The organism is Halolactibacillus miurensis (assembly GCF_900116255.1).
GTDB classification, from domain to species: domain Bacteria; phylum Bacillota; class Bacilli; order Bacillales; family Amphibacillaceae; genus Halolactibacillus; species Halolactibacillus miurensis.
This window is the reverse complement of record NZ_FPAI01000022.1, coordinates 1-23,920: the sequence shown is the minus strand read 5'-3', so window position 1 is coordinate 23,920 and position 23,920 is coordinate 1. Positions and strand designations below refer to the sequence as shown.

The 23,920-nt window shown below is 41.1% G+C and carries 20 protein-coding genes; 19 read left to right on the top strand and 1 reads right to left on the bottom strand.

The window, feature by feature from the left end; genetic code table 11:
- Window positions 1-4: 4 nt before the first annotated feature.
- The 4 genes from purM to purD are packed head-to-tail and all read left to right on the top strand — an operon-like array spanning window position 5 to window position 4,420.
- The gene (gene purM / locus BM390_RS11855; protein ID WP_089855045.1) at window positions 5-1,036 is read left to right on the top strand and encodes a phosphoribosylformylglycinamidine cyclo-ligase; all 1,032 of its coding nucleotides are present in this window, start codon (window positions 5-7) and stop codon (window positions 1,034-1,036) included.
- Window positions 1,023-1,598 carry a phosphoribosylglycinamide formyltransferase gene (purN, locus tag BM390_RS11850; RefSeq protein WP_062322591.1) on the top strand — a complete coding sequence of 192 codons (576 nt, stop codon included), beginning with the start codon at window positions 1,023-1,025 and terminating at the stop codon, window positions 1,596-1,598. The genes purM and purN overlap by 14 nt, the downstream gene beginning before the upstream one ends.
- 17 nt (window positions 1,599-1,615) lie before the next feature.
- Window positions 1,616-3,148 (top strand): bifunctional phosphoribosylaminoimidazolecarboxamide formyltransferase/IMP cyclohydrolase, encoded by a 1,533-nt coding sequence (purH, locus tag BM390_RS11845; protein WP_062322594.1) that lies wholly within the window; start codon window positions 1,616-1,618, stop codon window positions 3,146-3,148.
- Window positions 3,149-3,169: 21 nt separating this feature from the next.
- The gene (purD, locus tag BM390_RS11840) at window positions 3,170-4,420 is read left to right on the top strand and encodes a phosphoribosylamine--glycine ligase (protein ID WP_089855042.1); all 1,251 of its coding nucleotides are present in this window, start codon (window positions 3,170-3,172) and stop codon (window positions 4,418-4,420) included.
- Between the two features lie 110 nt (window positions 4,421-4,530).
- On the opposite strand, the gene BM390_RS11835 is transcribed toward purD, so the two are convergent.
- Window positions 4,531-5,850: a 6-phospho-beta-glucosidase gene (locus BM390_RS11835; RefSeq protein WP_089855040.1), complete on the bottom strand. Its 1,320-nt coding sequence runs from the start codon at window positions 5,848-5,850 to the stop codon at window positions 4,531-4,533.
- 236 nt (window positions 5,851-6,086) lie between these two features.
- Here BM390_RS11835 and BM390_RS11830 point away from each other — a divergent pair, with 236 nt between their 5' ends.
- From BM390_RS11830 to istA, 15 genes are all read left to right on the top strand, one after another.
- The gene (locus tag BM390_RS11830) at window positions 6,087-7,136 is read left to right on the top strand and encodes a DUF3048 domain-containing protein (RefSeq protein WP_231631525.1); all 1,050 of its coding nucleotides are present in this window, start codon (window positions 6,087-6,089) and stop codon (window positions 7,134-7,136) included.
- A gap of 45 nt (window positions 7,137-7,181) precedes the next feature.
- Entirely contained in the window at window positions 7,182-7,484 is a 303-nt protein-coding gene (locus BM390_RS11825; protein WP_062322598.1) for a YerC/YecD family TrpR-related protein, read from the top strand.
- On the top strand, window positions 7,485-8,471 hold the full coding sequence (locus BM390_RS11820) for a Gfo/Idh/MocA family protein (protein ID WP_089855037.1): 987 nt from the start codon (window positions 7,485-7,487) through the stop codon (window positions 8,469-8,471).
- A gap of 162 nt (window positions 8,472-8,633) precedes the next feature.
- Entirely contained in the window at window positions 8,634-9,311 is a 678-nt protein-coding gene (gene pcrB, locus BM390_RS11815; RefSeq protein WP_062322604.1) for a heptaprenylglyceryl phosphate synthase, read from the top strand.
- 12 nt (window positions 9,312-9,323) lie between these two features.
- A complete protein-coding gene (gene pcrA, locus BM390_RS11810) occupies window positions 9,324-11,531 on the top strand; it encodes a DNA helicase PcrA (RefSeq protein WP_089855034.1) in 2,208 nt (735 codons plus the stop codon).
- Between the two features lie 16 nt (window positions 11,532-11,547).
- Window positions 11,548-13,533: an NAD-dependent DNA ligase LigA gene (ligA, locus tag BM390_RS11805; protein WP_089855031.1), complete on the top strand. Its 1,986-nt coding sequence runs from the start codon at window positions 11,548-11,550 to the stop codon at window positions 13,531-13,533.
- 17 nt (window positions 13,534-13,550) lie between these two features.
- The gene (locus tag BM390_RS11800) at window positions 13,551-14,702 is read left to right on the top strand and encodes a CamS family sex pheromone protein (protein ID WP_089855028.1); all 1,152 of its coding nucleotides are present in this window, start codon (window positions 13,551-13,553) and stop codon (window positions 14,700-14,702) included.
- A gap of 118 nt (window positions 14,703-14,820) precedes the next feature.
- Window positions 14,821-15,111, top strand: coding sequence for an Asp-tRNA(Asn)/Glu-tRNA(Gln) amidotransferase subunit GatC (gene gatC / locus BM390_RS11795; RefSeq protein WP_062322609.1), 291 nt, complete (start codon window positions 14,821-14,823; stop codon window positions 15,109-15,111).
- Window positions 15,112-15,122: 11 nt separating this feature from the next.
- On the top strand, window positions 15,123-16,601 hold the full coding sequence (gatA, locus tag BM390_RS11790) for an Asp-tRNA(Asn)/Glu-tRNA(Gln) amidotransferase subunit GatA (RefSeq protein WP_062322611.1): 1,479 nt from the start codon (window positions 15,123-15,125) through the stop codon (window positions 16,599-16,601).
- Window positions 16,602-18,032 (top strand): Asp-tRNA(Asn)/Glu-tRNA(Gln) amidotransferase subunit GatB, encoded by a 1,431-nt coding sequence (gatB, locus tag BM390_RS11785; RefSeq protein ID WP_089855025.1) that lies wholly within the window; start codon window positions 16,602-16,604, stop codon window positions 18,030-18,032. It begins immediately after the preceding gene.
- A 145-nt stretch (window positions 18,033-18,177) separates the two neighbouring features.
- A complete protein-coding gene (locus BM390_RS11780) occupies window positions 18,178-19,134 on the top strand; it encodes a diacylglycerol kinase (RefSeq protein WP_089855021.1) in 957 nt (318 codons plus the stop codon).
- Window positions 19,135-19,267: 133 nt separating this feature from the next.
- A complete protein-coding gene (gene rlmD, locus BM390_RS11775) occupies window positions 19,268-20,644 on the top strand; it encodes a 23S rRNA (uracil(1939)-C(5))-methyltransferase RlmD (RefSeq protein WP_089855017.1) in 1,377 nt (458 codons plus the stop codon).
- A gap of 444 nt (window positions 20,645-21,088) precedes the next feature.
- Window positions 21,089-21,865, top strand: a complete 777-nt coding sequence (locus BM390_RS11770) for a recombinase family protein (RefSeq protein ID WP_218161160.1) — start codon at window positions 21,089-21,091, stop codon at window positions 21,863-21,865.
- A gap of 17 nt (window positions 21,866-21,882) precedes the next feature.
- Window positions 21,883-22,305: a hypothetical protein gene (locus BM390_RS11765; RefSeq protein ID WP_089855015.1), complete on the top strand. Its 423-nt coding sequence runs from the start codon at window positions 21,883-21,885 to the stop codon at window positions 22,303-22,305.
- A gap of 139 nt (window positions 22,306-22,444) precedes the next feature.
- Window positions 22,445-23,920, top strand: a 1,476-nt coding sequence (istA, locus tag BM390_RS11760) for an IS21 family transposase (protein ID WP_089855070.1), incomplete at its 3' end; no start/stop codon positions are given.

The window sequence follows — 23,920 nt, the reverse complement described above, 5'->3', positions numbered from 1 at the left end:
TTTAATGAGCGATATTTATAAATCGGCCGGTGTCGATGTCCATGCCGGATATGAAGCAGTAGATTTAATGAAAAAACATATTAAGCGTACGAATCGTAAAGAAGTGATCGGCGGTGTCGGTGCTTTTGCAGGATTATTTGATTTATCATCCATGTCATACGCGGAACCAGTCTTAGTTTCAGGCACGGACGGGGTAGGAACGAAGTTAAAACTTGCGTTTCAGCTAGACAAGCATGATACCGTCGGTATCGATCTAGTGGCGATGTGTGTCAATGATGTTGTTAGTCAAGGCGCCGACCCGCTCTTTTTCTTAGACTATATTGCTTGTGGCAAAAATGAACCTAAAAAAATCGAACAAATCGTGAAAGGCATTGCGGAAGGTTGTGTGATGAGTGGCGCAGCCCTTATTGGTGGTGAGACAGCTGAGATGCCAGGGATGTATCAAGATGGTGAGTATGATTTAGCTGGCTTTACGGTTGGTATTGGCAATAAGCCTGACCTTATTACGGGTGAAACGATTGAACAAGGCGACGTCGTCCTGGGTATTAAATCAAGCGGTGTTCACTCCAATGGTTTTTCACTTGTGAGAAAAGTGATTGATGAACAAAAACTTGGTTTAACTGACTATGTCGATGAACTCGGTATGACCTTAGGTGAAGCCCTACTTGAACCGACCCGCATTTATGTGAAAATGATTCAACAGTTGAAAAATCATGTGACAATTAAAGGAGTTAGTCATGTGACGGGTGGCGGTTTTTATGAGAATTTACCACGTATGTTACCGGAAGGATTAGGTGTGGATGTCCTAAAGAATAGCTGGGACGTGTTACCAATTTTTACTTACCTACAAAAACAAGCAGACTTTTCATTTGAAGATATGTTAGGTGTGTTTAATATGGGTATTGGTATGGCGGTTGTTGTGGCTGAAGAAGAGAAGTTTCTGGCGTTAGATATTTTAAATGAACAAGCATCAGAAGCGTTTCATATCGGTACCATCACCGAAGATGAAGGAGTGAGACTTGTTGAAGAAAACTAAGCACTTAGCTGTATTCGCCTCAGGTACCGGGTCAAACTTTGACGCGATTCAACAAGCGATTGAAGAAGGCGCACTTGATTCGGATATTACGCTCGTCGTGAGTGACGTTCCAACAAGTGCGGTCATTGACAAAGCGAAACAAAAAGGGTTAAAAACATTTGTTTTTAACCCTCAGTCATATCCAAATAAGCGTGCGTTTGAAATAGAAATCGTCGAAGCTTTACAAAGAGCTGACGCTGATTATATTATTTTGGCTGGCTATATGCGCCTGATTGGTGCAACGTTACTTCACGCCTATGAAGGGAAAATCGTCAATATTCACCCATCGCTCTTACCGAGTTTTAAAGGGTTAGATGCGATTGGTCAAGCCTTTGACGCCGGTGTTAAAATAACAGGTGTGACGATTCATTACGTCGATGAGGGGATGGATACAGGTCGTATTATTGCTCAAGAAGCAGTAAAAGTAGAAGACACATACGGGCGTGATGATTTACAACGCGCGATTCAAGCAGTTGAACATCGATTGTATCCAACGACAATACAAACGTTACTTAAACAATAACTAAGGGGGAATTTTTAGTGAAAAAACGTGCATTATTAAGTGTATCTGATAAAACGGGACTTGTCCCATTTGCCAAAGGTTTGATTGAACTAGGGTATGAGCTTGTATCAACAGGGGGAACACTTAAAGCTTTACATGACGGCGGCCTTGAAGCCAAACAGGTATCAGAAATTACCGGTTCAGATGAAATTTTAGATGGTCGGGTCAAGTCACTTCATCCGGTGATCCACGCAGGTTTACTTGCTCGTCGTGATGATGAGAACCATATAGCTCAACTAAAAGAGCGAGAAATTGGCTTAATTGATGTCGTGGTTGTGAATCTTTATCCGTTTAAAGAAACGATTAGTAAGCCAGGTGTCACAGAAGACGAAGCGATTGAAAATATTGATATTGGTGGTCCGACCATGCTGCGTTCGGCAGCGAAAAACTTCCGTGATGTCACGGTCGTTGTCGACCCAGCGGATTATGATGCTGTTCTTACGTCATTACAAGCAGGTAGTGACAAAGAGATGCGCAAACAACTCGCGGCGAAAGTGTTCCGCCATACCGCACATTATGATAGTTTGATCGCAGAATACTTTGTGACATTAACGGATGAGAAAGATACGGAAACATTATCACTAAGCTATGAATTAAAACAATCGTTACGTTACGGTGAAAACCCGCATCAAGAAGCGGCGTTTTATGAAAAAGCCAACTATCAAGGGGCGTCCATTGCCCACTGCACACAGCTAAATGGTAAGGAACTCTCTTACAATAATATTCAAGATGCCAATGCGGCGCTAGAAATTGCGTTAGAGTTTGATGAAAAGCCAGTCGCGGTGGCGTTAAAACATATGAATCCTTGTGGTGTTGGGATTGGTGAAACCATTGAAGCAGCGTTTAATAAAGCGTATGAAGCGGACCCAATTTCAATCTTTGGTGGGATTGTCGCGTTAAACCGTGAAGTCAATAAAGCAACAGCTGAACAGTTAAAAACAATTTTCTTAGAAATTGTCATCGCACCAAGCTTTAGTGATGAGGCTCTGGCCATCTTAAAAGAAAAACCAAATTTACGTCTATTAAAAACAGACTTCACGAAAGATACAACCGATAAAAAGAAAGTCGTCAGTGTCTTAGGTGGCTTACTCGTCCAAGACCGTGATGCCGGTCATGTGACCGTTGATGACTTAGAAGTCGTGACAGACCGCAAGCCAACAGAGGAAGAACTAAAAGCGTTACTGTTCGGTTGGAAAGTAGTGAAACATGTGAAATCGAATGCGATTGTCCTTGCGACAGCAGATAAAACGGTTGGTGTCGGTGCAGGTCAAATGAACCGTGTGGGTGCGGCGAAAATTGCGATCGAACAAGCAGGTGAGAAAGCCAAAGGTGCAACCCTTGCTTCTGATGCGTTCTTCCCAATGCCGGATACAGTTGAAAATGCGGCCTTAAGTGGCATCACCGCGATTATTCAACCAGGTGGTTCGAAACGTGACCAAGATTCTATTGATATGTGTAATAAGCATGGTTTAGCCATGGTTATGACAAAGATGCGTCACTTTAAACATTAAGAGAAAGTGGGATAACTGAAGATGAAGGTACTTGTGATTGGTAGCGGTGGTCGTGAACATATGTTAGTAAAAACACTGAATATGTCATCTCGTGTATCTGAGGTGTTTGTCGCACCGGGTAATGCGGGGATTGGACTTGAGGCAACGTGTGTTGATATTAATGAAACAGATTTTGATCAGTTAATTGATGTTGCGAAAGAAAAGCAGATTGACTGGACCATCGTTGGTCCAGAAGTACCCTTGACCAAAGGGATTGTTAATGCCTTTAGAGAAGCGGGCTTAAAGATTTTTGGTCCAACGAAAGAAGCCGCCATCATTGAAGGTAGTAAAGATTTCACCAAAGCGTTAATGAAAAAGTATCAGGTTCCAACGGCAGACTATCAGACGTTTACGGATGCGAAACAAGCGATTAATTATATTAAGGCAAATGGCGCACCGATTGTCATTAAAGCAGATGGGTTAGCGGCTGGTAAAGGTGTGGTCGTTGCGATGACAGAAGAAGAGGCGATTGATGCGGTTGAAGATATGCTTCTTAATCATAGCTTTGGCGATTCTGGTGCCCGTGTGGTGATTGAAGAATTCCTAGACGGAGAAGAATTTTCACTGTTTGCGTTTGTTGAAGGTGAAAACGTCTATCCAATGATTCCAGCACGTGACCATAAGCGAGCGTTTGATTATGATGAAGGGCCAAATACAGGCGGTATGGGGGCATATAGCCCACTAGCTGATTTAGCGGACAGTCAGGTTGACTTTACGATTGAACACGTACTTAAACCTGTTGCTAAAGCGATGGTGAAAGAAGGTCGAGCATATACGGGGCTGTTGTACGCGGGTCTGATTGAAACAGAGGCTGGGGTTAAAGTCATTGAATTTAACGCGCGCTTTGGCGACCCTGAAACACAAGTTGTCTTGCCGTTATTGGAAAATGATCTCATCGATGTCATTGAAGCAGTAAGTGAAGGTCGTGATCTGCAGCTAACATTTAAGGATGCCTTTGCGATTGGGACGGTTGTGGCGGCCAAAGGTTATCCGGGTACGTATGAAAAGGGTATAGCATTACCAAAACTTCCAGAAGATGAGGATTGTTACGTGATTCATGCCGGCACAAAACAAGTCGGTGATACCTTCGTCTCAAACGGTGGACGGGTCTTACTTGTTGGGTCGGTCAAGCCGACAATCAAAGAAGCGCACGAGGCGGTATATCGCTATTTAACCCACTTTGATCAAACGGATGATTTTTTCTACCGTAAAGATATCGGTAAAAAAGCCTAACGTAAACAATAGGTTATGAGCCATCTTTTAAAATTTCAAAGATAGCAAAGAAAAAAGCAGACCAAAGCGGTCTGCTTTTTTGTGGTAGCTAAAGTTAATCAAAACAAATGTTACTTGTTAAAAAACTGGGGTAAGTGATCTTTATGAGCTTCCATCATTTCATCGACTATCTCTCTTGCGACGGTATCAGATGGTGTGAGTGGATTAATTGATAGCGCTAGGACAGCTAAATCAACATCCCCTGTGACAGCTGCTTCGGCGCTTAAGCGTTCAAATGACTTAATTTGTTGAACAAGTCCACGTACCGCAACCGGTAAATCACCAATCGCAATCGGTTTCGGTCCATCTTTTGTGATCACTGAACTAATTTCTACCGCTGAATCATCTGGAATTGAGGCAATCGCACCGTTGTTCCGAGTGTTTACCGGTTGAATGTCACGTTTATCATTGTAAATTGAGGTAATCAGACGCACGGCCGCATCAGAATAATAGGCCCCACCACGTTCTTCGAGTTGCGGTGGCTTAATATCGAGTGTGTCATCTTTATATAGTTCAAATAATTCTTTCTCTAGTTTCGATACAACTTCTGCACGTGTGCCTTGTTCATCAGCTTCTTTTTGTTGTTTTTCTAACATATCTCGGTGTTTGTAATAATAGTTGTGATACGGGCAAGTGAGCACGCCGAGGGCACGGATAAAGGACGGGTCATAGCCAATCCCTTCAATGTTTTTCACAAAGCTTGTTTGTTTTGGGTCGGTGAGTTTTTCAACGACGTGTTCGGTCACATTCTCCCCATCTAAGAACACATTTAAACCGTACACCATATGATTTAATCCGGCAAAATCAATCCGAATTCGGCTATGGTCAACATCGAGTAATTTACTGACGCCCATCTCAATGCCAATCGGTACATTACAAAGTCCCACAACTTTTTCAATGTTTGAGTAACGTAAGACAGCTTCAGTGACCATCCCGGCAGGATTCGTGAAGTTAATCAGCCAAGCGTCAGGACAGAGACGTTCCATATCACGGGTAATGTCTAGAATCACCGGAATCGTTCGTAACCCCTTAAATAAGCCGCCCGGTCCGTTCGTCTCTTGGCCAATCACATCATATTTGAGTGGAATCCGTTCATCTTTTTTGCGGGCTTCAAGTAACCCGACGCGAAACTGCGTGGTTACAAAATCGGCCTCTTTTAGTGCTTCTTCACGGTCGAGTGAGAGTTCAACCCGAATATCTAAGCCTGCTTTTTTGATCATGCGCTTGGCTAAGTTACCGACGATCTCTAACTTTTCCTTTCCTGCTTCAATATCCACAAGCCATAATTCAGTCAGTGGAAATTCATCGTATCGTTTAATAAACCCTTCAATTAATTCTGGCGTGTAACTTGAACCGCCACCAATCGTTGCGACTTTTAACTTCTTTGTCATCTGTATTGCCCCCTTAAGTGTTGTTAGATTTAGCTTAATACAACGGAAAGTTTGCGACTAGTCATTTTATGTATTCGGTTTCAAAAGACACCTATTGGGACATGTTTCGTATTTGACACACTGTGTTACAAATGGTTGCGTTTAAGCTCTTTTTGGTTACGCAATAATTTCGTTACCCGGTAAGGGGTGAGATTTGTTATACTAGACAGTAGAGTAACGAACTAACAGAGTAAAGGATGAGTCAGGTGAAAAAAATCGTCGTCGTAACATTAGTCTTGATCGGTCTTGTTTTAGCAGGATGTAATGAAGAAGAAGCCAAACCAATCCAAGACCAACAGAAAAAAGAACCGACAGAACAAGTCCATGAACCTATCGATGTAGGAAGTAAAGATCCAGATATTATGGCCCCACTGACAGGTGAAGCGATTGATCAACCGTTAGATAACCGCATCATTGCGGTGATGGTCAATAACCATCCAAAAGCACGACCACAATCTGGATTATCAGTTGCGGATATTGTCTTTGAAATATTGGCAGAAGGTAATATTACTCGACTTATGGCGATGTTTCATAGTCAAGTGCCTGATGTGATTGGACCGGTGCGCAGTGCGCGTCCTTATTACTTTAATTTAGCCGACGACTACGGTGCACTCTATATTTACCACGGGGCAGCGGGATTCATTGAAGATATGTTAAAAAACGGGGCCGCTGATTATTTAAACGGTGCGTATTACGACAATAATCAAACGCTTTTTAAACGGGAATCATTTAGAGTAGCGCCGCACAACTCTTATTTACTAACTAATGGGATAGAAGCTACGGCAACGAATAAAGGCTACTCAGTCGAACAATCACCTGAGCCGTTGACGTTTATTCGAGAAGATATTGAAACGACAGAAACGGCCAGCGACATTTCTTTTTCATACGGAAATGAAACAACACGCTACGTATACGATGCGGTCTCAGAAACGTATACGAGATTTAATGATCAAGCACAAACGAAAGAGTTGAGTGATGAGACGCCAATCACCTTAGATAATATCTTCATTTTAGAGACTTATCATGAAGTGGTTGATAGTGCAGGGCGTCGTGAAATTGACTTTGCTTCAGGCGGTGACGCTTTACTGCTTCAAAAAGGTTATGTCAAACGCGTCAAATGGGAAAACCGTGACGGGCGCTTGTTGCCAGTCGAAGATGGGGAGGTTGTTCCTTTTGTCCCAGGACAAACATGGGTCAATGTCTTACCAACGTCACGTGGTATCGATACTGTTACAATGACAGACTAACAGGATGAGTATAAATGGTAGAAGATTTTAAAAGGGGGAAATTTGATGCAGATTGATAAATTACGCGGAGAACAACTGGATCAATTATTTGATGCGATTTTGTCACTAGAATCGCGTGAGGAATGTTATCAATTTTTTGATGACATCGCCACAATGAATGAAATACAAGCACTGACACAGCGGTTAACGGTCGCTAAAATGTTATCAGAAGGTCAAACGTATCACGCGATTGTAGAAGAATCACACGCGTCTACAACGACGATTTCACGGGTAAAACGTTGTTTAACTTACGGTAGTGGTGGATATGATACCGTACTAAAAAGACTAGCGGATAAGGGGGACGAATAAATGTTGAGACTAGGTGTGATAGGAACGAACTGGATTACGGACCGCTTTTTAGATGCGGCCCACCAAACGGGTGAGTTACAGCTAACGGCTGTCTACTCACGAACAGAAGAAAAAGCGAAACAATTCGCAAAGAAGTACGAGGTAGACACAACCTTTACTCAACTCTCTGACTTTTTTAAAAGTGACGCTTTCGATGCTGTGTATATCGCCAGTCCAACCGCACTTCATGCGACTCAAGCGATTCAGGCAATGGAGCATAAAAAACATGTCTTAGTTGAAAAGCCGATGGCGTCTAACGTGCGTGAAGCGGAAAAAATGTTTGCGGTCGCAGAAAAAGAAGGGGTCGTTTTAATGGAAGCAATGAAAACGACACATTTACCTAACTTTGACTTAGTCAAAGACTTAATCGAAGAAATTAAACCTGTTCGTCGCGTCATCGCAAACTTTTGTCAATATTCTTCTCGTTATGATCGCTACAAAGAAGGTGAAGTGCTCAATGCCTTTAAACCTGAATTATCCAATGGATCGTTAATGGATATCGGTATTTATACGATTTATCCTATCATCAAGCTCTTTGGTCAACCGAAAGAGATTCAAGCCTCAGCCATGATGTTAGACACAGGTGTCGATGGCAGTGGGACTGTTTTACTCAGCTATGATGAACTAGAAGCCAATATGATCTTTTCTAAAATCACCAACAGCGCCCTCCCGTCAGAAATTCAAGGGGAAAACGGATCGATTGTGATTGATAAATGGAGTGATATGTCAGGCATTCACTTGGTTGATAAAGAAGGTCATAAAGAGGAGCGCTCCCTTGAACAATTAACCAATTCTATGGGATATGAAGCGCGTCATTTTGCTGAACTTATTAAAACAGGTCAAACAGAAAGTGATATTAATACCTTTGATACGTCATTACAAACGATGAAAGTGTTAGATGAAGCCCGCCGTCAGATTGGGGTTGTTTATCCAGCAGATGAAAAATAATTTTGTTTAGAACAAGTATTTCTTATTCAAAGTAAAATGAACTATTTCAGAAAAAATACGCTGACACAAGGCGTATTTTTTCTTGTTTTTTATTGTGTTTCAACATAGCTGGCGCAGATTTTGTTATAATGAAATGATGAATAAGTCTTGGAGGAATTAATGATGAAGACAATCGATACGTGGCAACACGTTTTTAAATTAGATCCCGCAAAATCTTTAACCGATGATGAACTTGACCTGGTCTGTGAATCTGGAACAGATGCCATCATCGTTGGTGGAACAGATAACGTCACCTTAGATGGTGTGCTTGACCTACTTAGTCATATTCGTCGCTATGAAGTGACGGTGGCACTTGAAGTATCAAACATAGAAGCCGTTACGCCAGGTTTTGACTATTATCTCATTCCAATGGTACTTAATAGTACGGAGAAGAAATGGATGATGGACACGCAACATGAGGCGATAAAATCGTTCGGGCCGATGATTCCCTTTAACGACCTTGTAGCTGAAGGTTACTGTATTATGAATCCTGATGCTAAAGCCTACAAACTCGCAGACTGTAAGCTACCAACAGTAGAAGATGCGGTCGGGTATGCGAAAATGGCGGAACACCTCTTCCACTTACCTGTCTTTTACTTGGAGTACTCAGGTACAAAAGGAGACACAGACGTGTTAAAGAAAGTGGCAAGTGAGCTATCAAAGACACAGCTCATCTACGGTGGTGGTATCAGAACACGTGAGGATGCCAAAGAAATGAAACAATATGCTGATACGATTGTTGTCGGCAATAGTTTATATACCGATTTTAACCAAGCAATTAAAACAGTGAAGCTCAATTAAGGAGGCGTTTTTGTGAACCATCCGTTATTACAAGGATTAAATCCAAAACAACAAGAAGCAGTTAAACATACCGATGGTCCTTTGCTTATTATGGCCGGGGCGGGTAGTGGGAAAACCCGCGTACTCACGCATCGGATTGCCTATTTACTCGATGAAAAAGACGTCTCACCTTTTAGCGTCTTAGCGATTACCTTTACCAATAAAGCGGCACGCGAAATGAAAGAACGAGTCGAAAAACTTGTTGGCCCAGATGCGAAAAATATGTGGGTCTCGACCTTTCACTCGATGTGTGTGCGTATCTTACGCCGGGATATTGACCGGATTGGCTATAGTAAGCAATTTACGATTTTTGATAGTGCCGATCAGTTGACAGTGATTAAAAACATTTTGAAAAATCAAAACCTCGATACGAAAAAGTTTGAACCTCGTGCGATGTTAGGTATGATTAGTCAGGCGAAAAATGAACTGTTGTCGGCGAAAGATTATGCGAAAGAGGCGTATGACTATTACACGAAAGTGGTCGCCGATGTCTATAAGGCTTATGAGAAAATCTTGCGCAAAAACCAAGCCCTTGATTTTGATGACTTGATTATGCAGACCATCGTCCTCTTTCAACAAGTACCGGACGTGTTACATTATTATCAACGCAAATTTCAATATATCCATGTCGATGAGTATCAAGATACCAATCATGCGCAGTACATGTTAGTGAAGCTCTTAGCGGCGCGCTTTAAAAATGTCTGTGTTGTAGGTGACCAAGATCAATCGATTTATGGCTGGCGCGGGGCAGATATTAAAAATATTTTATCCTTTGAACAAGACTATCCACAGGCGAAGACGATTCTGTTAGAACAGAACTACCGCTCAACCAAACCTATTTTAGATGCGGCTAACGCGGTGATTGAGCATAATAAAAACCGGATCAAGAAAAATCTGTGGACAGACAACCGTGAGGGTGAAAAAATCATCTATCATGAGGCAGAAACAGAACGCTATGAAGCGTTTTATGTGGCGGATAAAATCAGTGATGCGGTGAGAGCGGGCCGTTTTAATTACCGTGATTTTGCGGTCCTTTACCGGACAAACGCCCAGTCGCGTGCAATTGAGGAAACGTTCGTTAAAGCAAATATCCCTTATCAGATGGTCGGTGGGACGAAGTTCTATGACCGAAAAGAAATTAAAGATATTTTAGCTTACTTAAGACTCATTTCAAACCCAGATGACGATGTCAGCTTTAGCCGAGTTGTCAATGAACCGAAACGTGGGATTGGTAAAACAAGCTTAGAAAAACTGCAGCACTATGCTGATTTACATGATATTTCTCTAATGACCGCCATTAAAGAAGTTGATTTTATTGGCTTAAGTAAACGAGCCACCAATCAGTTACTGCAATTTAGCGAGATGGTGATGAATTGGTATAAGAAACAAGCATTTTTAAGTGCCACCGATATGGTGAATGATGTATTAGAAGAGACCGAATATGAAGACATGTATCAACGAGATCCTTCAATCGAAGCCCAAACACGACTTGAAAATATTAATGAATTTAAATCGGTCACGAAACATTTTGAAGCACAAGCAGAAGATCAATCATTGGTTAGCTTTTTAACGGATTTAGCCCTGATTAGTGATATTGACCGGTTAGAAGACGGTGAGGATGCCGATAATAAGGTGACACTCATGACACTACATGCGGCTAAAGGATTAGAGTTTCCAGTTGTGTTCTTAATCGGTCTAGAAGAAACGGTCTTTCCCCATAGCCGGTCCATGATGGACGAAGAGGAAATGGATGAGGAACGCCGTCTTTGTTATGTCGGTATTACCCGAGCTGAAAAAGAGCTGCACGTGACCCATGCCAACATGCGGACATTGTACGGCCGCACGAACTTTAATGGTCGCAGCCGATTTATTGATGAAATACCGAAAGATTTAATCGAAGGCTTTGAGGGCGATACCCTTGAGTTAGATGACACACCGTTTGGTTTACCTGCTCGTGGCGTGGCACCTGCTAAACCGAAGCGGCGTCCAGTCAAACAACCGTCACCCGGCGCTCATGCTGAGTGGAATGTTGGTGATAAGGCAGAACATAAAAAATGGGGCGTGGGTACGGTCGTAAAAGTATCCGGTAAACCAGATGAACGTGAGCTTGATATTGCCTTTCCAGCACCCGTCGGACTCAAGCGACTCATGGCGCAATTTGCCCCAATAACGAAAAAATAACGGGAGGACCAACGTGATGGAAGTAAAAGAAGAGATTCAAGCGTTAAAAGAGAAGCTTGTTAAATATAATCATGAATATTACGTGTTGGATCAACCATCGGTGCCGGATAGTGAGTACGACCGACTGATCCAGCGGCTGATTAAACTTGAAGAAGAGCACCCAGAACTAAAAACAGCGGACTCACCTACGGTGCGTGTCGGCGGAAAAGTGTTGGATGCCTTCATCAAAGTTGACCACCAAACACCGATGTTATCGCTTGGAAACGCGTTTAATGAAGCGGATTTGCGTGCTTTTGATGCGCGAGTAAAAGAGGCCCTTGGAAAAACGGCTGTGCCGTATGTATGTGAACTTAAAATTGATGGTTTAGCTGTCTCATTAACGTATGAAGATGGTCAGTTTACGCTTGGTGCGACGCGCGGCGACGGTTCGACGGGTGAGAACATTACTGAAAACTTAAAAACGATTCGGACGATCCCACTAAAGGTAGACGCAACCGGTCGGTTAGAAGTACGCGGGGAAGCGTTTATGCCAAAAGCCTCTTTCGAGAAGTTAAACGAAGCAAGACTTGAAAATGACGAGGAACCGTTTGCGAATCCGCGTAACGCAGCTGCTGGGTCACTTCGTCAGCTCGACAGTAAGGTGGCGGCTAAGCGGAACTTAGATATTTTTCTTTATGCGGTCGGTGAGGCGCCTGTTGAAAAAGAGGCGCACAGTGCCTACTTAACCTACTTAGAGACACTTGGCTTTAAAACAAATAAAGAACGAGAAGTGTGTCAGTCTATGGATGACGTGATCGACTATATCCATCGGTGGACAACTAAACGTGCGAACCTTTCCTATGAAATTGACGGGATTGTTGTGAAGGTCGATGATATAGCGGCCCAACAACAACTCGGCTTTACCGCAAAAAGTCCGCGCTGGGCCATTGCGTATAAGTTTCCGGCTGAAGAAGTCGTCACCACACTTGAAGATGTAGAGTTTAGTGTGGGCCGGACGGGGATTGTCACACCGACAGCCATTTTAACACCGGTCAAGGTCGCAGGAACAACCGTTAGTCGCGCGTCACTTCACAATGGTGATTACATTGAGGAAAAAGATATTCGCTTAAACGATCACGTGATTATTAAAAAAGCCGGCGACATTATTCCAGAAGTCGTGCGTGTGATTGAAGATGCGCGACCAGCCGATTCTGTACCGTTTCACATGCCAACGCAATGTCCAAGTTGTGACTCAGAACTGGTTCAATTAGAAGGAGAAGTGGCACTGCGCTGTTTGAATCCACAGTGTCCAGCTCAGCTCACTGAAGGTCTCGCCCACTTTGTCTCGCGTCTTGCGATGAATATTGATGGGTTAGGTGAGAAAGTCGTTGAACAACTCTATCATGCCGGTCTTGTGAAAGATGTGAGTGATCTTTATTACTTACAGCGTGACGATGTAATAAACCTCGAGCGCATGGGTGAAAAATCCGTTGATAACCTATTAGCGGCCATTGAGGCGTCAAAAAATAATTCATTGGAGCGATTATTGTTTGGTTTAGGGATTCGTTTTATCGGTTCAAAAGCAGCTAAAACGTTAGCCATCGCTTTTGAAACTATGGATAACTTAAAGCAACAAGACAAAGAAGCGCTGATGGCTGTCGATGAGATTGGCGATAAAATGGCCGATGCCGTCGTTAAGTATTTTAATGAACCTCATGTAGATGTGTTACTGAATAGATTAAAGAACCAAGGCGTGAATATGTCATATACCGGCCCAAAAGCACCGGAAGTTGTGGATGAAACGTTTAATGATAAGACGTTTGTCATTACTGGTACATTAGAAAATTACAAACGTCAAGAACTGAAAGCATTGTTAGAGGCGCGAGGGGCTAAAGTAACTGGCAGTGTGTCGAAAAAGACAGATGTGTTAATTGCTGGTGAAGAAGCAGGATCCAAGTTAGATAAAGCTGAAAAACTCGGCATTACGATTTGGGATGAAACGACATTAACTGACCAATTATGAAAGAGAGGAGGCATTACATGAAACGACTCATATCGATGATTATATTATCTATCGTTGTTGGCTGTGCACCGCAGTATGATGAAAATGATGAAGTAATTGATGAAACGTTGCCAGGTGAGGAACAAGAAACAGCGATTATCCCAAACTATCAAGTCGATGAATCAGATTATCAAGTCTTGTTGCCATATCGTCTAAGTGAATCGCGTGGTGTAACGACGAATCAAATCGCCAATCGGATTGATATCCGGGCGTTTGAAAATGATTTAAGACGTCATTCAACGGATGTGTTTGATCCTGACGATTACTTCTTTCAAGAAGGTCAACAAATTGGACGCAGTGAATTATATAGTTGGCTTGAGCGCTACAGTGAAGCATCACAATATGGACTCAATCCAGCGGTCTCTTACACAGAGGACAGCTCATTGGAAGAGAAACTGGCAGATGAACGAGACAATCCAAAATATTTAACGCATATTTTAGAACAAAACTTTTTAGTCCGAACAGAAGAAGATACCGTAAAGCTCGCAGGTATTTCTTTAGGGATTGCGATGAAATCAGAATATCAATTCCAAACAGAAATTGGTGGTCCATTTTATTATGAAGCCATTTCAAACGAAAAGATGTTGACAGAGGCAAAACGTGTCGCATCAGAAGTTGTGACACGCCTGCGTCAAAAGGATGGTTTAATGGATGTGCCAATAATGGTTGCGATTTATCAAGAAGCAGCGCGTAACAGTTTAGTCCCCGGCCATATGGTTGCTAAAACAGTGGTTGACGCCGGGTCTGGTAATGTGAGCGGTTGGGAATCAATTGAAGAAGAGTACGTGCTATTTCCGTCCGCGCGGGCAAGAGAAGTAGACCCGGATTTATCAGCGATTGTGGCTGACTTCCAAGAAGATATTCGTGAGTTTTTTCCGAATTATGTTGGCTTAGTAGGGGAAGGCTTTTATCAAGGTGATCAATTAAGAAAACTAACATTAGAGATTCCACTCACTTTTCAAGGTCAAGCAGAAATCAATGGTTTTACACAATATGTGTACGGCTTAGTCATGGATAGTTTTCAAACCCATTATGACTTAGAAGTGGTTATTAAGTCAGATCAACAGCAAGAGAGTCTCATTATGCGAGAGCGTGATGCAGAGAAAGCGACCGTCTATATTTATGAATAACGCTAACTTCTGAAATCTTCAGATAATTTGATAGAGTAGTTGCCTAAACTATGAAAAGTTTGCTATTATCATAAGTATGTTTAAATAAAGGGACGTAACATAACCGGAGGTGAATGAAATGACAGACATTTCAAAAGATCAAGTAAGACATGTCGCTCACTTAGCACGTTTAGCGGTAAGTGAAGAAGAAGTCGATAGGATGACAAAACAATTAGGTGATATCATTCATTATGCAGAGTTATTAAATGAACTCGATACAACAGGTGTGGAGCCAACCACACACGTACTCGATTTGAAAAATGTGATGCGTAAAGATGAGCCACGTAAGTGGATCACACGAGAAGACGCACTGAAAAATGCACCAGATCAAAAAGATGGTCAATTTAAAGTACCAACAATTTTAGAGTAGGGGGGATTCACATGACAGTATTTGATTATACGTTAGAACAGCTACAAGCGAAGCTACATAGTAAGGAAGTGACGGTAACAGACCTTGTACAAGCATCTTTTGACCGCATCGATGAAGTAGAAGATGAAGTCAAATCATTTCTAACATTAAATAAAGAACAAGCGTTAGAAAAAGCGAAGCAATTAGATGAAAATATGCCCGAAAAAACAAATCCGTTATATGGTATCCCAGCTGGGATTAAAGATAACATTGTCACAAAGGGCCTAAGAACAACGTGCGCGAGTCAATTTTTGAGTAATTTTGATGATCCGTTATATGATGCAACTGTTATGGAGAAGTTAAATAAAGAACAAGCAGTTGTCATTGGCAAGTTAAACATGGATGAATTTGCGATGGGTTCAACAACGGAGAATTCAGGTTATTACGATACACGTAACCCATGGAACACGGATTATGTCCCAGGCGGGTCAAGTGGTGGTTCAGCTGCCTCTGTTGCTGCAGGTGAAGTGTTTTATTCACTTGGTTCAGATACCGGCGGTTCGATTCGTCAACCGGCGTCATTTTGTGGGGTTGTTGGATTAAAGCCGACGTATGGCTTAGTATCCCGTTTTGGTCTTGTTGCGTTTGCCTCATCCCTTGATCAAATCGGACCACTCACACGAACAGTAGAAGATAATGCGTATGTCTTACAAGCGATTGCTGGCCATGACAACATGGATTCAACGTCAGCAAATGTGGACGTTCCTAACTACCATGACGCGCTTAAAGACGGTGTGAAGGGTCTTAAAATTGCTGTGCCAAAAGAATATTTATCAAGTCAAGAAGGCATTCAACCAGAAGTGCGAGAAAAAGTTGAAGCAGCCCTTGAGGTATTTAAATCATTAGGCGCAACGGTTGATGAAGTATCATTGCCACACTCGAAATATGCTGTTGCTGCTTATTACTTACTCGCTTCATCTGAAGCAAGTGCCAACCTTGCCCGCTTTGATGGGATTCGTTATGGTCAGCGTGCAGAAAATGCGGAGAACTTAATTGATCTCTTTAAAAAATCACGTAGCGAAGGTTTTGGCGATGAAGTGAAACGTCGTATTATGCTTGGGACATTCGCACTAAGTTCAGGTTACTATGATGCGTACTATAAAAAGGCTCAACAAGTGCGGACATTAATCAAACAAGACTTTGACAAAGTCTTTGAAGACTATGATGTGATCATTGGACCAACATCACCAACACCAGCCTATAAGATTGGTGAAAAAATTGATGATCCACTCACTATGTATGCTGATGATGTCTTAACGATTCCGGTTAACCTTGCGGGTGTACCAGGTATGTCGCTTCCATGTGGTTTCAGTAAAGACAATCATTTACCGATTGGGTTACAAATCATTGCGAAGCACTTTGATGAGAAAACGATTTACCGTGCAGCCTATGCCTATGAACAAGCAACGGAACATCATAAAGAACGCCCAAATTTGGGAGGTGCAAAATAAATGAACTTTGAAACAATTATCGGACTAGAAGTCCACGTAGAATTAAAAACAGATTCTAAAATCTTTAGCCCAAGTTTTAACCACTTTGGTGCTGAACCGAACGAAAATATTAGCCCGATTGATTTAGGCTATCCAGGTGTGTTACCTGTCTTGAACGAAGAAGCTGTAAATTTTGCGATGAAAGCCGCGATGGCTTTAAATTGTGAGATTGCAACAGATACAAAATTTGACCGTAAAAACTATTTCTATCCTGATAACCCAAAAGCGTATCAAATTTCACAATTTGACCAACCGATTGGGGAGAATGGTTACATTGATATCGAAGTGGACGGTAAAACTAAACGGATTGGTATTACGCGTCTGCACTTAGAAGAAGATGCTGGTAAACTGTCGCACACGGATGAAGGGTATTCTCTTGTTGACTTTAACCGTCAAGGGACGCCACTCGTTGAGATCGTATCGGAACCAGATCTACGCTCACCAGCAGAAGCGTATGCGTATTTAGAAAAGTTAAAGAATATTATTCAATATACTGGCGTCTCTGACTGTAAGATGGAGGAGGGATCCCTTCGTTGTGATGCAAATATTTCCCTTCGTCCAATCGGACAGGATGAATTTGGCGTAAAAGCAGAACTTAAAAACTTAAACTCCTTCTCATTTGTTCAAAAAGGGCTTGAATTTGAAGAGAAGCGCCAACAAAAAGTGTTGATGTCAGGTGGCGAAATTCTTCAAGAGACCCGTCGTTATGATGAACAAACAAAAGAGACGATTCTGATGCGGGTTAAAGAAGGATCAGATGATTACCGTTACTTCCCAGAACCAGATCTTGTGCCGCTTTACATTGATGACGCTTGGAAAGAACGGATTCGTGCAGAAATTCCTGAGTTACCAGATGCACGTAAAAAGCGTTACGTCGAAGACTTAAACTTACCAGCCTACGATGCGATGGTTCTCACACAAACGAAAGAAATGTCTGATTTCTTTGAAGCAGCGATTAAAACAGGGGCCGATGTGAAACAAGCGTCGAACTGGTTAATGGGTGAAGTGTCAGCTTACCTTAACAAGGAACAAAAAGAACTGCATGATCTACCAATGACACCAGAAGCGCTTGCGCGCATGATTACGTTGATTGAAGACGGCACGATTTCATCTAAGATGGCGAAGAAAGTCTTCAGTGAACTCGTTCAAAATGGTGGTAACCCAGATGAGATCGTCAAAGCTAAAGGCTTAGTTCAAATTTCAGATGAAGGTCAACTAACAGACATTATTACCGCGATCTTAGACCAGAATGAACAATCGATTATCGATTTCAAAAATGGTAAAGATAAAGCGATTGGTTTCTTAGTCGGTCAAGTAATGAAACAGACTAAAGGTCAAGCAAACCCACCAATGGTAAATAAAATCTTGATGCAAGAGATTAATAAACGATAAACACGAAAACATAAAGAAATACTTATCGACAAAAGGCTATCAATCACTTATTGATAGCCTTTTGATGTGAAAAGTGATATGATTTTGACGTGATACTTATAAAAATGAAACATATATATAGATAGAAGGAGTAAGGGGGATAATCATGAAGCGTGCACGAATTATTTATAATCCAACATCAGGAAGAGAAGGGTTTAAACAAAAGCTTCCCGATGTCTTAGTGACTTTTGAACAAGCAGGATTTATTACATCTGCCCATCAAACAACCGCAAAAGGTGATGCGACAACGGCGGCGCGATTTGCCTGTGAAGAACGTTATGATTTAATTATTGCGGTTGGTGGCGATGGCACGATTAATGAAGTCATCTCTGGCATGGCCGAACAACCGCATCGACCAACGCTTGGGATTATCCCTGCAGGTACTACGAATGATTTTGCGCGGGCATTAAAAATTCCGCGTCAAATTGATAAAGCCGTCCAAAGTATTTTAAATGGGACAAAAGAAGCACTGGATATTGGTAAGGTTAACGATCACTATTTCATTAACATTGCCGGTGGAGGAAAGATTACCGAAGTGTCATATGAAGTGCCAAGTAAGTTAAAAACTGTTCTCGGTCAGCTTGCTTATGTGATTAAAGGTGTTGAAATGTTGCCGCGACTCCGTCCGATTCGTACGCGGATTGAATATGACGGTAAAGTAATGGAAGAGGATATTATGTTATTTTTAATTGCGAATTCGAATTCGGTAGGGGGCTTTGAAAAGTTAGCACCCGATGCCCGAATGAATGATGGGGTCTTTGATTTATTTGTCTTAAAGAAATCGAATGTGGCTGAATTTATTCGCGTGATTTCTGATGCACTTAGAGGCCAACATGTCTCTAATAAAAATGTTTTTCATGCGACGGCGAGTGAAATTAAAGTCACGACAGACGAAACAATGCAACTCAATGTGGATGGTGAGTTCGGGGGATTATTACCAGGGCATTTTATTAATTTAAAAGAGCATATCACCTGCATCTTACCGACAGATGAACAAAAAGAAGCGGATGAAAAGAAACAGATTCTCGAATCGATTGAGTTTCCAGAGGATGCATCCGAGTAAGGTTAGAAAAGATTCCTTCTTTAAGGAGTCTTTTTGTATTTCCCGGGAAATACTGTCGAATGTAGGACTTTTAAAAATAGTGAGATTCTGCTACACTTACAACAGCAAATGAAGATAAAGGACGTTGAAAATAATGAGTAAGCACGCACCTGTAAAGAAAAATCAAACGATTACGTTAAGTTTTGAAGATATGACCCATGAAGGGAATGGGGTAGGGAAATTAGACGGTTATCCCGTCTTTGTCCCGAATACGTTACCTGGGGAAGAGGCTGACGTTAAGATCATATTCGTGAAGAAAAACTTCGCGATTGGTAAATTAGTTGAACTAAAAAAAGAAAGCCCTCACCGAGTAGAACCACCATGTGCGGTCTATCATCAGTGCGGGGGATGTCAGCTGCAGCATATGGATTACGAGATGCAGCTTGAGATGAAGCGCCAACAAGTCGAGAATGTCTTTAAAAAGATTGCCCATATTACCGATGTTGAAGTCAAACCAACACTCGGGATGGAAGACCCTTGGCGTTATCGTAATAAAGTTCAAATTCCTGTCGGTGAGAAAAATGGCGAATTAATCACTGGTTTTTACCGAAAGAAAAGCCATGAAATTATTGACGGCATGGAGACGTGTATCATTACCGATGAAGTGAATGATACCGTTGTTGAAAAAGTAAGAGCGATCGCAAGTTCACTCGGTATCCGGGCATATGACGAAAAGATTCATAAAGGCACCTTGCGTCACATTGTTGTCAGACGCGGAAAACAAACGGGTCAATTAATGTTAGTACTCGTCACAAGAACGAAAACATTGCCACATAAACAAGCGTTGCTTGACGAGATTATCAAAGCTTTCCCGAAAATTGATTCAATCATCCAAAATGTGAATAGTCAGCGGACGAATGTGATTTTAGGTAAAGAAACAATCACGTTGTATGGGTCAGATTATATTTATGACACGATTGGTGATGTGAAGTTTGCCATTTCAGCTAAGTCATTTTATCAAGTGAATCCAGATCAAACGAAAGTCTTGTATGACCAAGCACTCGCCTTTGCTGGACTGACTGGTAAAGAAACGGTCATTGATGCGTATTGTGGTATTGGGACGATTTCACTCTTTTTAGCCCAACAAGCAAAACAGGTCTACGGTGTAGAAATTGTGCCAGAAGCCATTGATGATGCGAAGAAAAATGCTGAACTTAATAATATTACCAATGCCGAATTTGTCGTCGGTGAAGCAGAAAAAGTCATGCCTTGGTGGACGGCTCAAGGATTAAGACCTGACGTGATTGTCGTTGATCCCCCGCGTAAAGGTTGTGATGAAGCCTTACTAAAAGCCATGATTGATATGGGACCTAAACGGATTGTTTATGTTTCATGTAACCCGGCTACATTAGCGCGTGATGTCAAAATGTTAGCCGATCATTATGACGTGAAACAGATTCAACCGGTAGACATGTTTCCGCAAACGAGTCATGTGGAGTGTGTGGCGTTGATGTCTAGGGTGGATGGATAAGAAGAATTGAAGTATTGATGGAATAAGGTTTGTAGGGTTTCGCTTAAGTTTATTTTATGTGAATAAACGGGCGGAACCCTTTTTGTTATTGGCTTTAGAAGCACTGAAATTCTAGGTTGAGTTGATAGAATGACTTTTTGGTAGGGGAGTTGATAGGTTAGATGTAAGGTGTAAAATGTGCTATATTTAGACTAATCATATAGTCGGAAAACACGTAGAATATAATTAGTCTAAATGAATATGAAATGTAAGTGCCAGGAGGTAAGGAGATGTCAAATCAGCGCAAGGTACATTTTATTCCGCCCAAACCTATTAAACGCGAAAAACGAGTGGGAATTTATTGTCGTGTAAGTTCAAACAGTATGGAACAATTAAATAGTTTAACAACACAAGTATCGGCCTTAACTAGATTAACAGCGTCTACCACCCCCTAATTGGTTACTTGTGGATACATACATAGATATTGCATCCGGAAAAGCAAAGTCCAACCGCAAAGCATTTAATCGTCTGATAAAAGATTGTGAGGAAAAAAATATAGAAATTATTATAACGAAAAATATTAGTCGATTTGGTAGAGATACGGTTGAAGTACTTGAAGGGTTGAACAAATTAAGAGAACTGGGATTTCGTGTTATTTTTGAACAAGAAGGATTAGATACAGCGGATACGGATAGTGCCTTGATGATTTCCATTATCGAATCCATTGCCCAAGCTGAAAATGAATCTCGAAGTGAAAACATTAAATGGGGATATAAACCTCATGCCGCCCAAAGAACTTCTAAACTATATAATAGGAAATGCTATGGCTATGAAAATGATGAAGATGGTTTATTGATTATAAAGGATGAAGAAGCTATAAATGTTCGGTTAATTTTTAATTTATATTTACGTGGCCTTAGCATTATTGCTATAAAAAGAGAATTAGAGAGACTAGGAATAAAAACACCGACTGGAAAAGAAAAGTGGAGTAAAAGAACGATTGATGTCATGCTGAGCAATGAAAAGTACATAGGTGTAGTTAGGTTACTAAATACGGGAGAACATCAAGAACATTATGTATCCGAAAATAATCATCCAGCAATCATTTCAAAGGGAAAATTTGAAGCGGTACAGGTAGAAAAGAAAAATAGAAGTAATGTTGTGAAAACTGAAGATGGCCTAAAAAGAAAGGGTAGGAAGTATAGTTCGAACAGAAAAAGTGTTGATGTAAAAAACAGTTAGAAACAGGAGACTATAATATGAATGAATATTTTAAAAATGATGTAAATACACCTAATCCCGGATCAAGAGAAAGTTCTGTTCATTATAGTAATGTTAGGTTCAAAAAGGCAAAGAAACAGGCCGAATTAAATCCATTCCCAATTGATAAGGTTATTGAATATATAAATGATTTTTTAAATGATATAGGTGTGAAAAAAGTGAGTTCACCTATGGTAGGTGCAACAAGTATTGATTATGATTCAATAAAAATCACTAATAATCTAAATGATGTACGTGATATTGTATGGCTTAAATTTACAAAGGATGGGTATATTGGTGTTGTTGCAGTGAGTAATGATATAAACTTTGATACTCCTAGGTCAGAAGAAGATTATAATAAAAAAATTAAAGTTTTTAATAATTGGAGTAAACAATATGAATATAGATTTGATATGGCATAATTGAAATGTAGTTTACGGCAGTTAATTCATGTTGGTCAAATTCGGCCCAAAAATATACAAAAAACCACTTGCCAACACTCAAAAATAACTTTAAACTCCTCGTTAGACCAATAACGTTTGACAGGAGGATATTTAGGAGATGTTAGCAGTGGCTGAAGTAAATTATATCAGATATGAAGTGAATCAAAAAGGTGAAAGTTATGCGAGTGTTAGTCGGAAGACAGGTATTGATGCTCGTACAGTAAAAAAATATGCCAATCAAGAAGACTTTGAAGTTAAAAAACCCCAGTGCCGAAAGGCACCTGTCATGGATCCAGTAAAACCGATTCTTGATGAATGGTTGAATGAGGATTCTAAAAAGAAACGGAAATATCGCCGCACGGCGAAACGTTTATTTCAACAGCTTGTGGAAGATCATGATTTTAAAGGGTCTGAAAGAAGTGTTCGTCAGTATGTTTCTAAACGAAAAAAAGAATTAAAAACAATGGTTGATCAAGCTGCTTTACCTTTAGAATCTATCCCGGGGACAGCCCAAGTGGATTTCGGAACGGCTCCTTTTGTTTATCAATCAGAATCGATGGAGTTACCTTATTTGGTAATGTCGTTTCCTTTCAGTAATACTTTTTATTTTCAGGTTTTCCCTTCGGAAAATGCGGAGTGTTTACTCGAAGGGTTACAACGTATGTTTCATCATATGGGTGGGGTTCCAAGAACCATTCGATTTGATAATTTTAGACCGGCAGTAAAAAAGATATTAGGCAAAGGAGAGCGAAAGCTCACGGATGTGTTTGAACGCTTTGTGGGGCATTATGGCTTTCATTATGAGTTTTGTAATCCAGGTAAGGGGAACGAAAAAGGCCATGTCGAAGCGATGGTGAAGTATGTAAGGAATAATTTCTTATTACCGGAATGTCATATTGAAGATTTAGATCAATTTAATGAAACGTTATGGCAAAAAGCTGAGGATGATCGTGATCGTTCTCATTACAAAAAAGATGCGCCAATAGATACGCTCTATCAAGAGGATTGCGCACAATGGCTTCTCCTTCCGGAGAAATCATTTGATTGTGTACGTTATGAAGTAGTTAAAGCTGATAAATATGGTTTTATTACTGTGGATAAAAAGCAATACTCAAGTTCGCCTCGATTCGCCGGGGATAAGTTAACCGTTGCAATCACATATAATTCAGTGATTGTTTTAAATGAGCAACACGAAGCTGTGGTTCATCATTCGAGACTCTATGGTGTTAGACGAAAATCAATGGTCTGGCAACCCTATCTTGATTTATTATCTCGACGACCACGAGCGATTAAGTACACCAGTATCTATGATCATTTCCCAGAAGAATGGACGCGATATTTAAAAGCTTGTACAGAAGATGAGCAAAAAGAAGCATTAAGATTATTAGGTACGTTACTTAAAAATGATGATTTCACGCTACTGAATCAGGCACTCAATGATGTATCAGCACAAGGACACCCAAGTGTTGACCAAATTAAACATCGATTCTATTCACTCATTAATAATCAAGAAGATTATTCAACATACACGCCTCAAATGTCTTTACCTGATATGCCTGATATCACAAGAGGGCTTGAACATTACGATGCCCTC

Excerpts from the sequence above, each read along its gene's own strand:
- pcrB (WP_062322604.1), top strand. The coding sequence starts at position 8,634 with ATGAAGACAATCGATACGTGGCAACACGTTTTTAAATTAGATCCCGCA.
- BM390_RS11765 (WP_089855015.1), top strand. The coding sequence starts at position 21,883 with ATGAATGAATATTTTAAAAATGATGTAAATACACCTAATCCCGGATCA.
- BM390_RS11800 (WP_089855028.1), top strand. The coding sequence starts at position 13,551 with ATGAAACGACTCATATCGATGATTATATTATCTATCGTTGTTGGCTGT.
- gatC (WP_062322609.1), top strand. The coding sequence starts at position 14,821 with ATGACAGACATTTCAAAAGATCAAGTAAGACATGTCGCTCACTTAGCA.
- purD (WP_089855042.1), top strand. The coding sequence starts at position 3,170 with ATGAAGGTACTTGTGATTGGTAGCGGTGGTCGTGAACATATGTTAGTA.
- BM390_RS11830 (WP_231631525.1), top strand. The coding sequence starts at position 6,087 with ATGAGTCAGGTGAAAAAAATCGTCGTCGTAACATTAGTCTTGATCGGT.
- purM (WP_089855045.1), top strand. The coding sequence starts at position 5 with ATGAGCGATATTTATAAATCGGCCGGTGTCGATGTCCATGCCGGATAT.
- BM390_RS11835 (WP_089855040.1), bottom strand. The coding sequence starts at position 5,850 with ATGACAAAGAAGTTAAAAGTCGCAACGATTGGTGGCGGTTCAAGTTAC.
- rlmD (WP_089855017.1), top strand. The coding sequence starts at position 19,268 with ATGAGTAAGCACGCACCTGTAAAGAAAAATCAAACGATTACGTTAAGT.
- gatB (WP_089855025.1), top strand. The coding sequence starts at position 16,602 with ATGAACTTTGAAACAATTATCGGACTAGAAGTCCACGTAGAATTAAAA.
- BM390_RS11825 (WP_062322598.1), top strand. The coding sequence starts at position 7,182 with ATGCAGATTGATAAATTACGCGGAGAACAACTGGATCAATTATTTGAT.
- BM390_RS11780 (WP_089855021.1), top strand. The coding sequence starts at position 18,178 with ATGAAGCGTGCACGAATTATTTATAATCCAACATCAGGAAGAGAAGGG.
- ligA (WP_089855031.1), top strand. The coding sequence starts at position 11,548 with ATGGAAGTAAAAGAAGAGATTCAAGCGTTAAAAGAGAAGCTTGTTAAA.
- gatA (WP_062322611.1), top strand. The coding sequence starts at position 15,123 with ATGACAGTATTTGATTATACGTTAGAACAGCTACAAGCGAAGCTACAT.
- BM390_RS11820 (WP_089855037.1), top strand. The coding sequence starts at position 7,485 with ATGTTGAGACTAGGTGTGATAGGAACGAACTGGATTACGGACCGCTTT.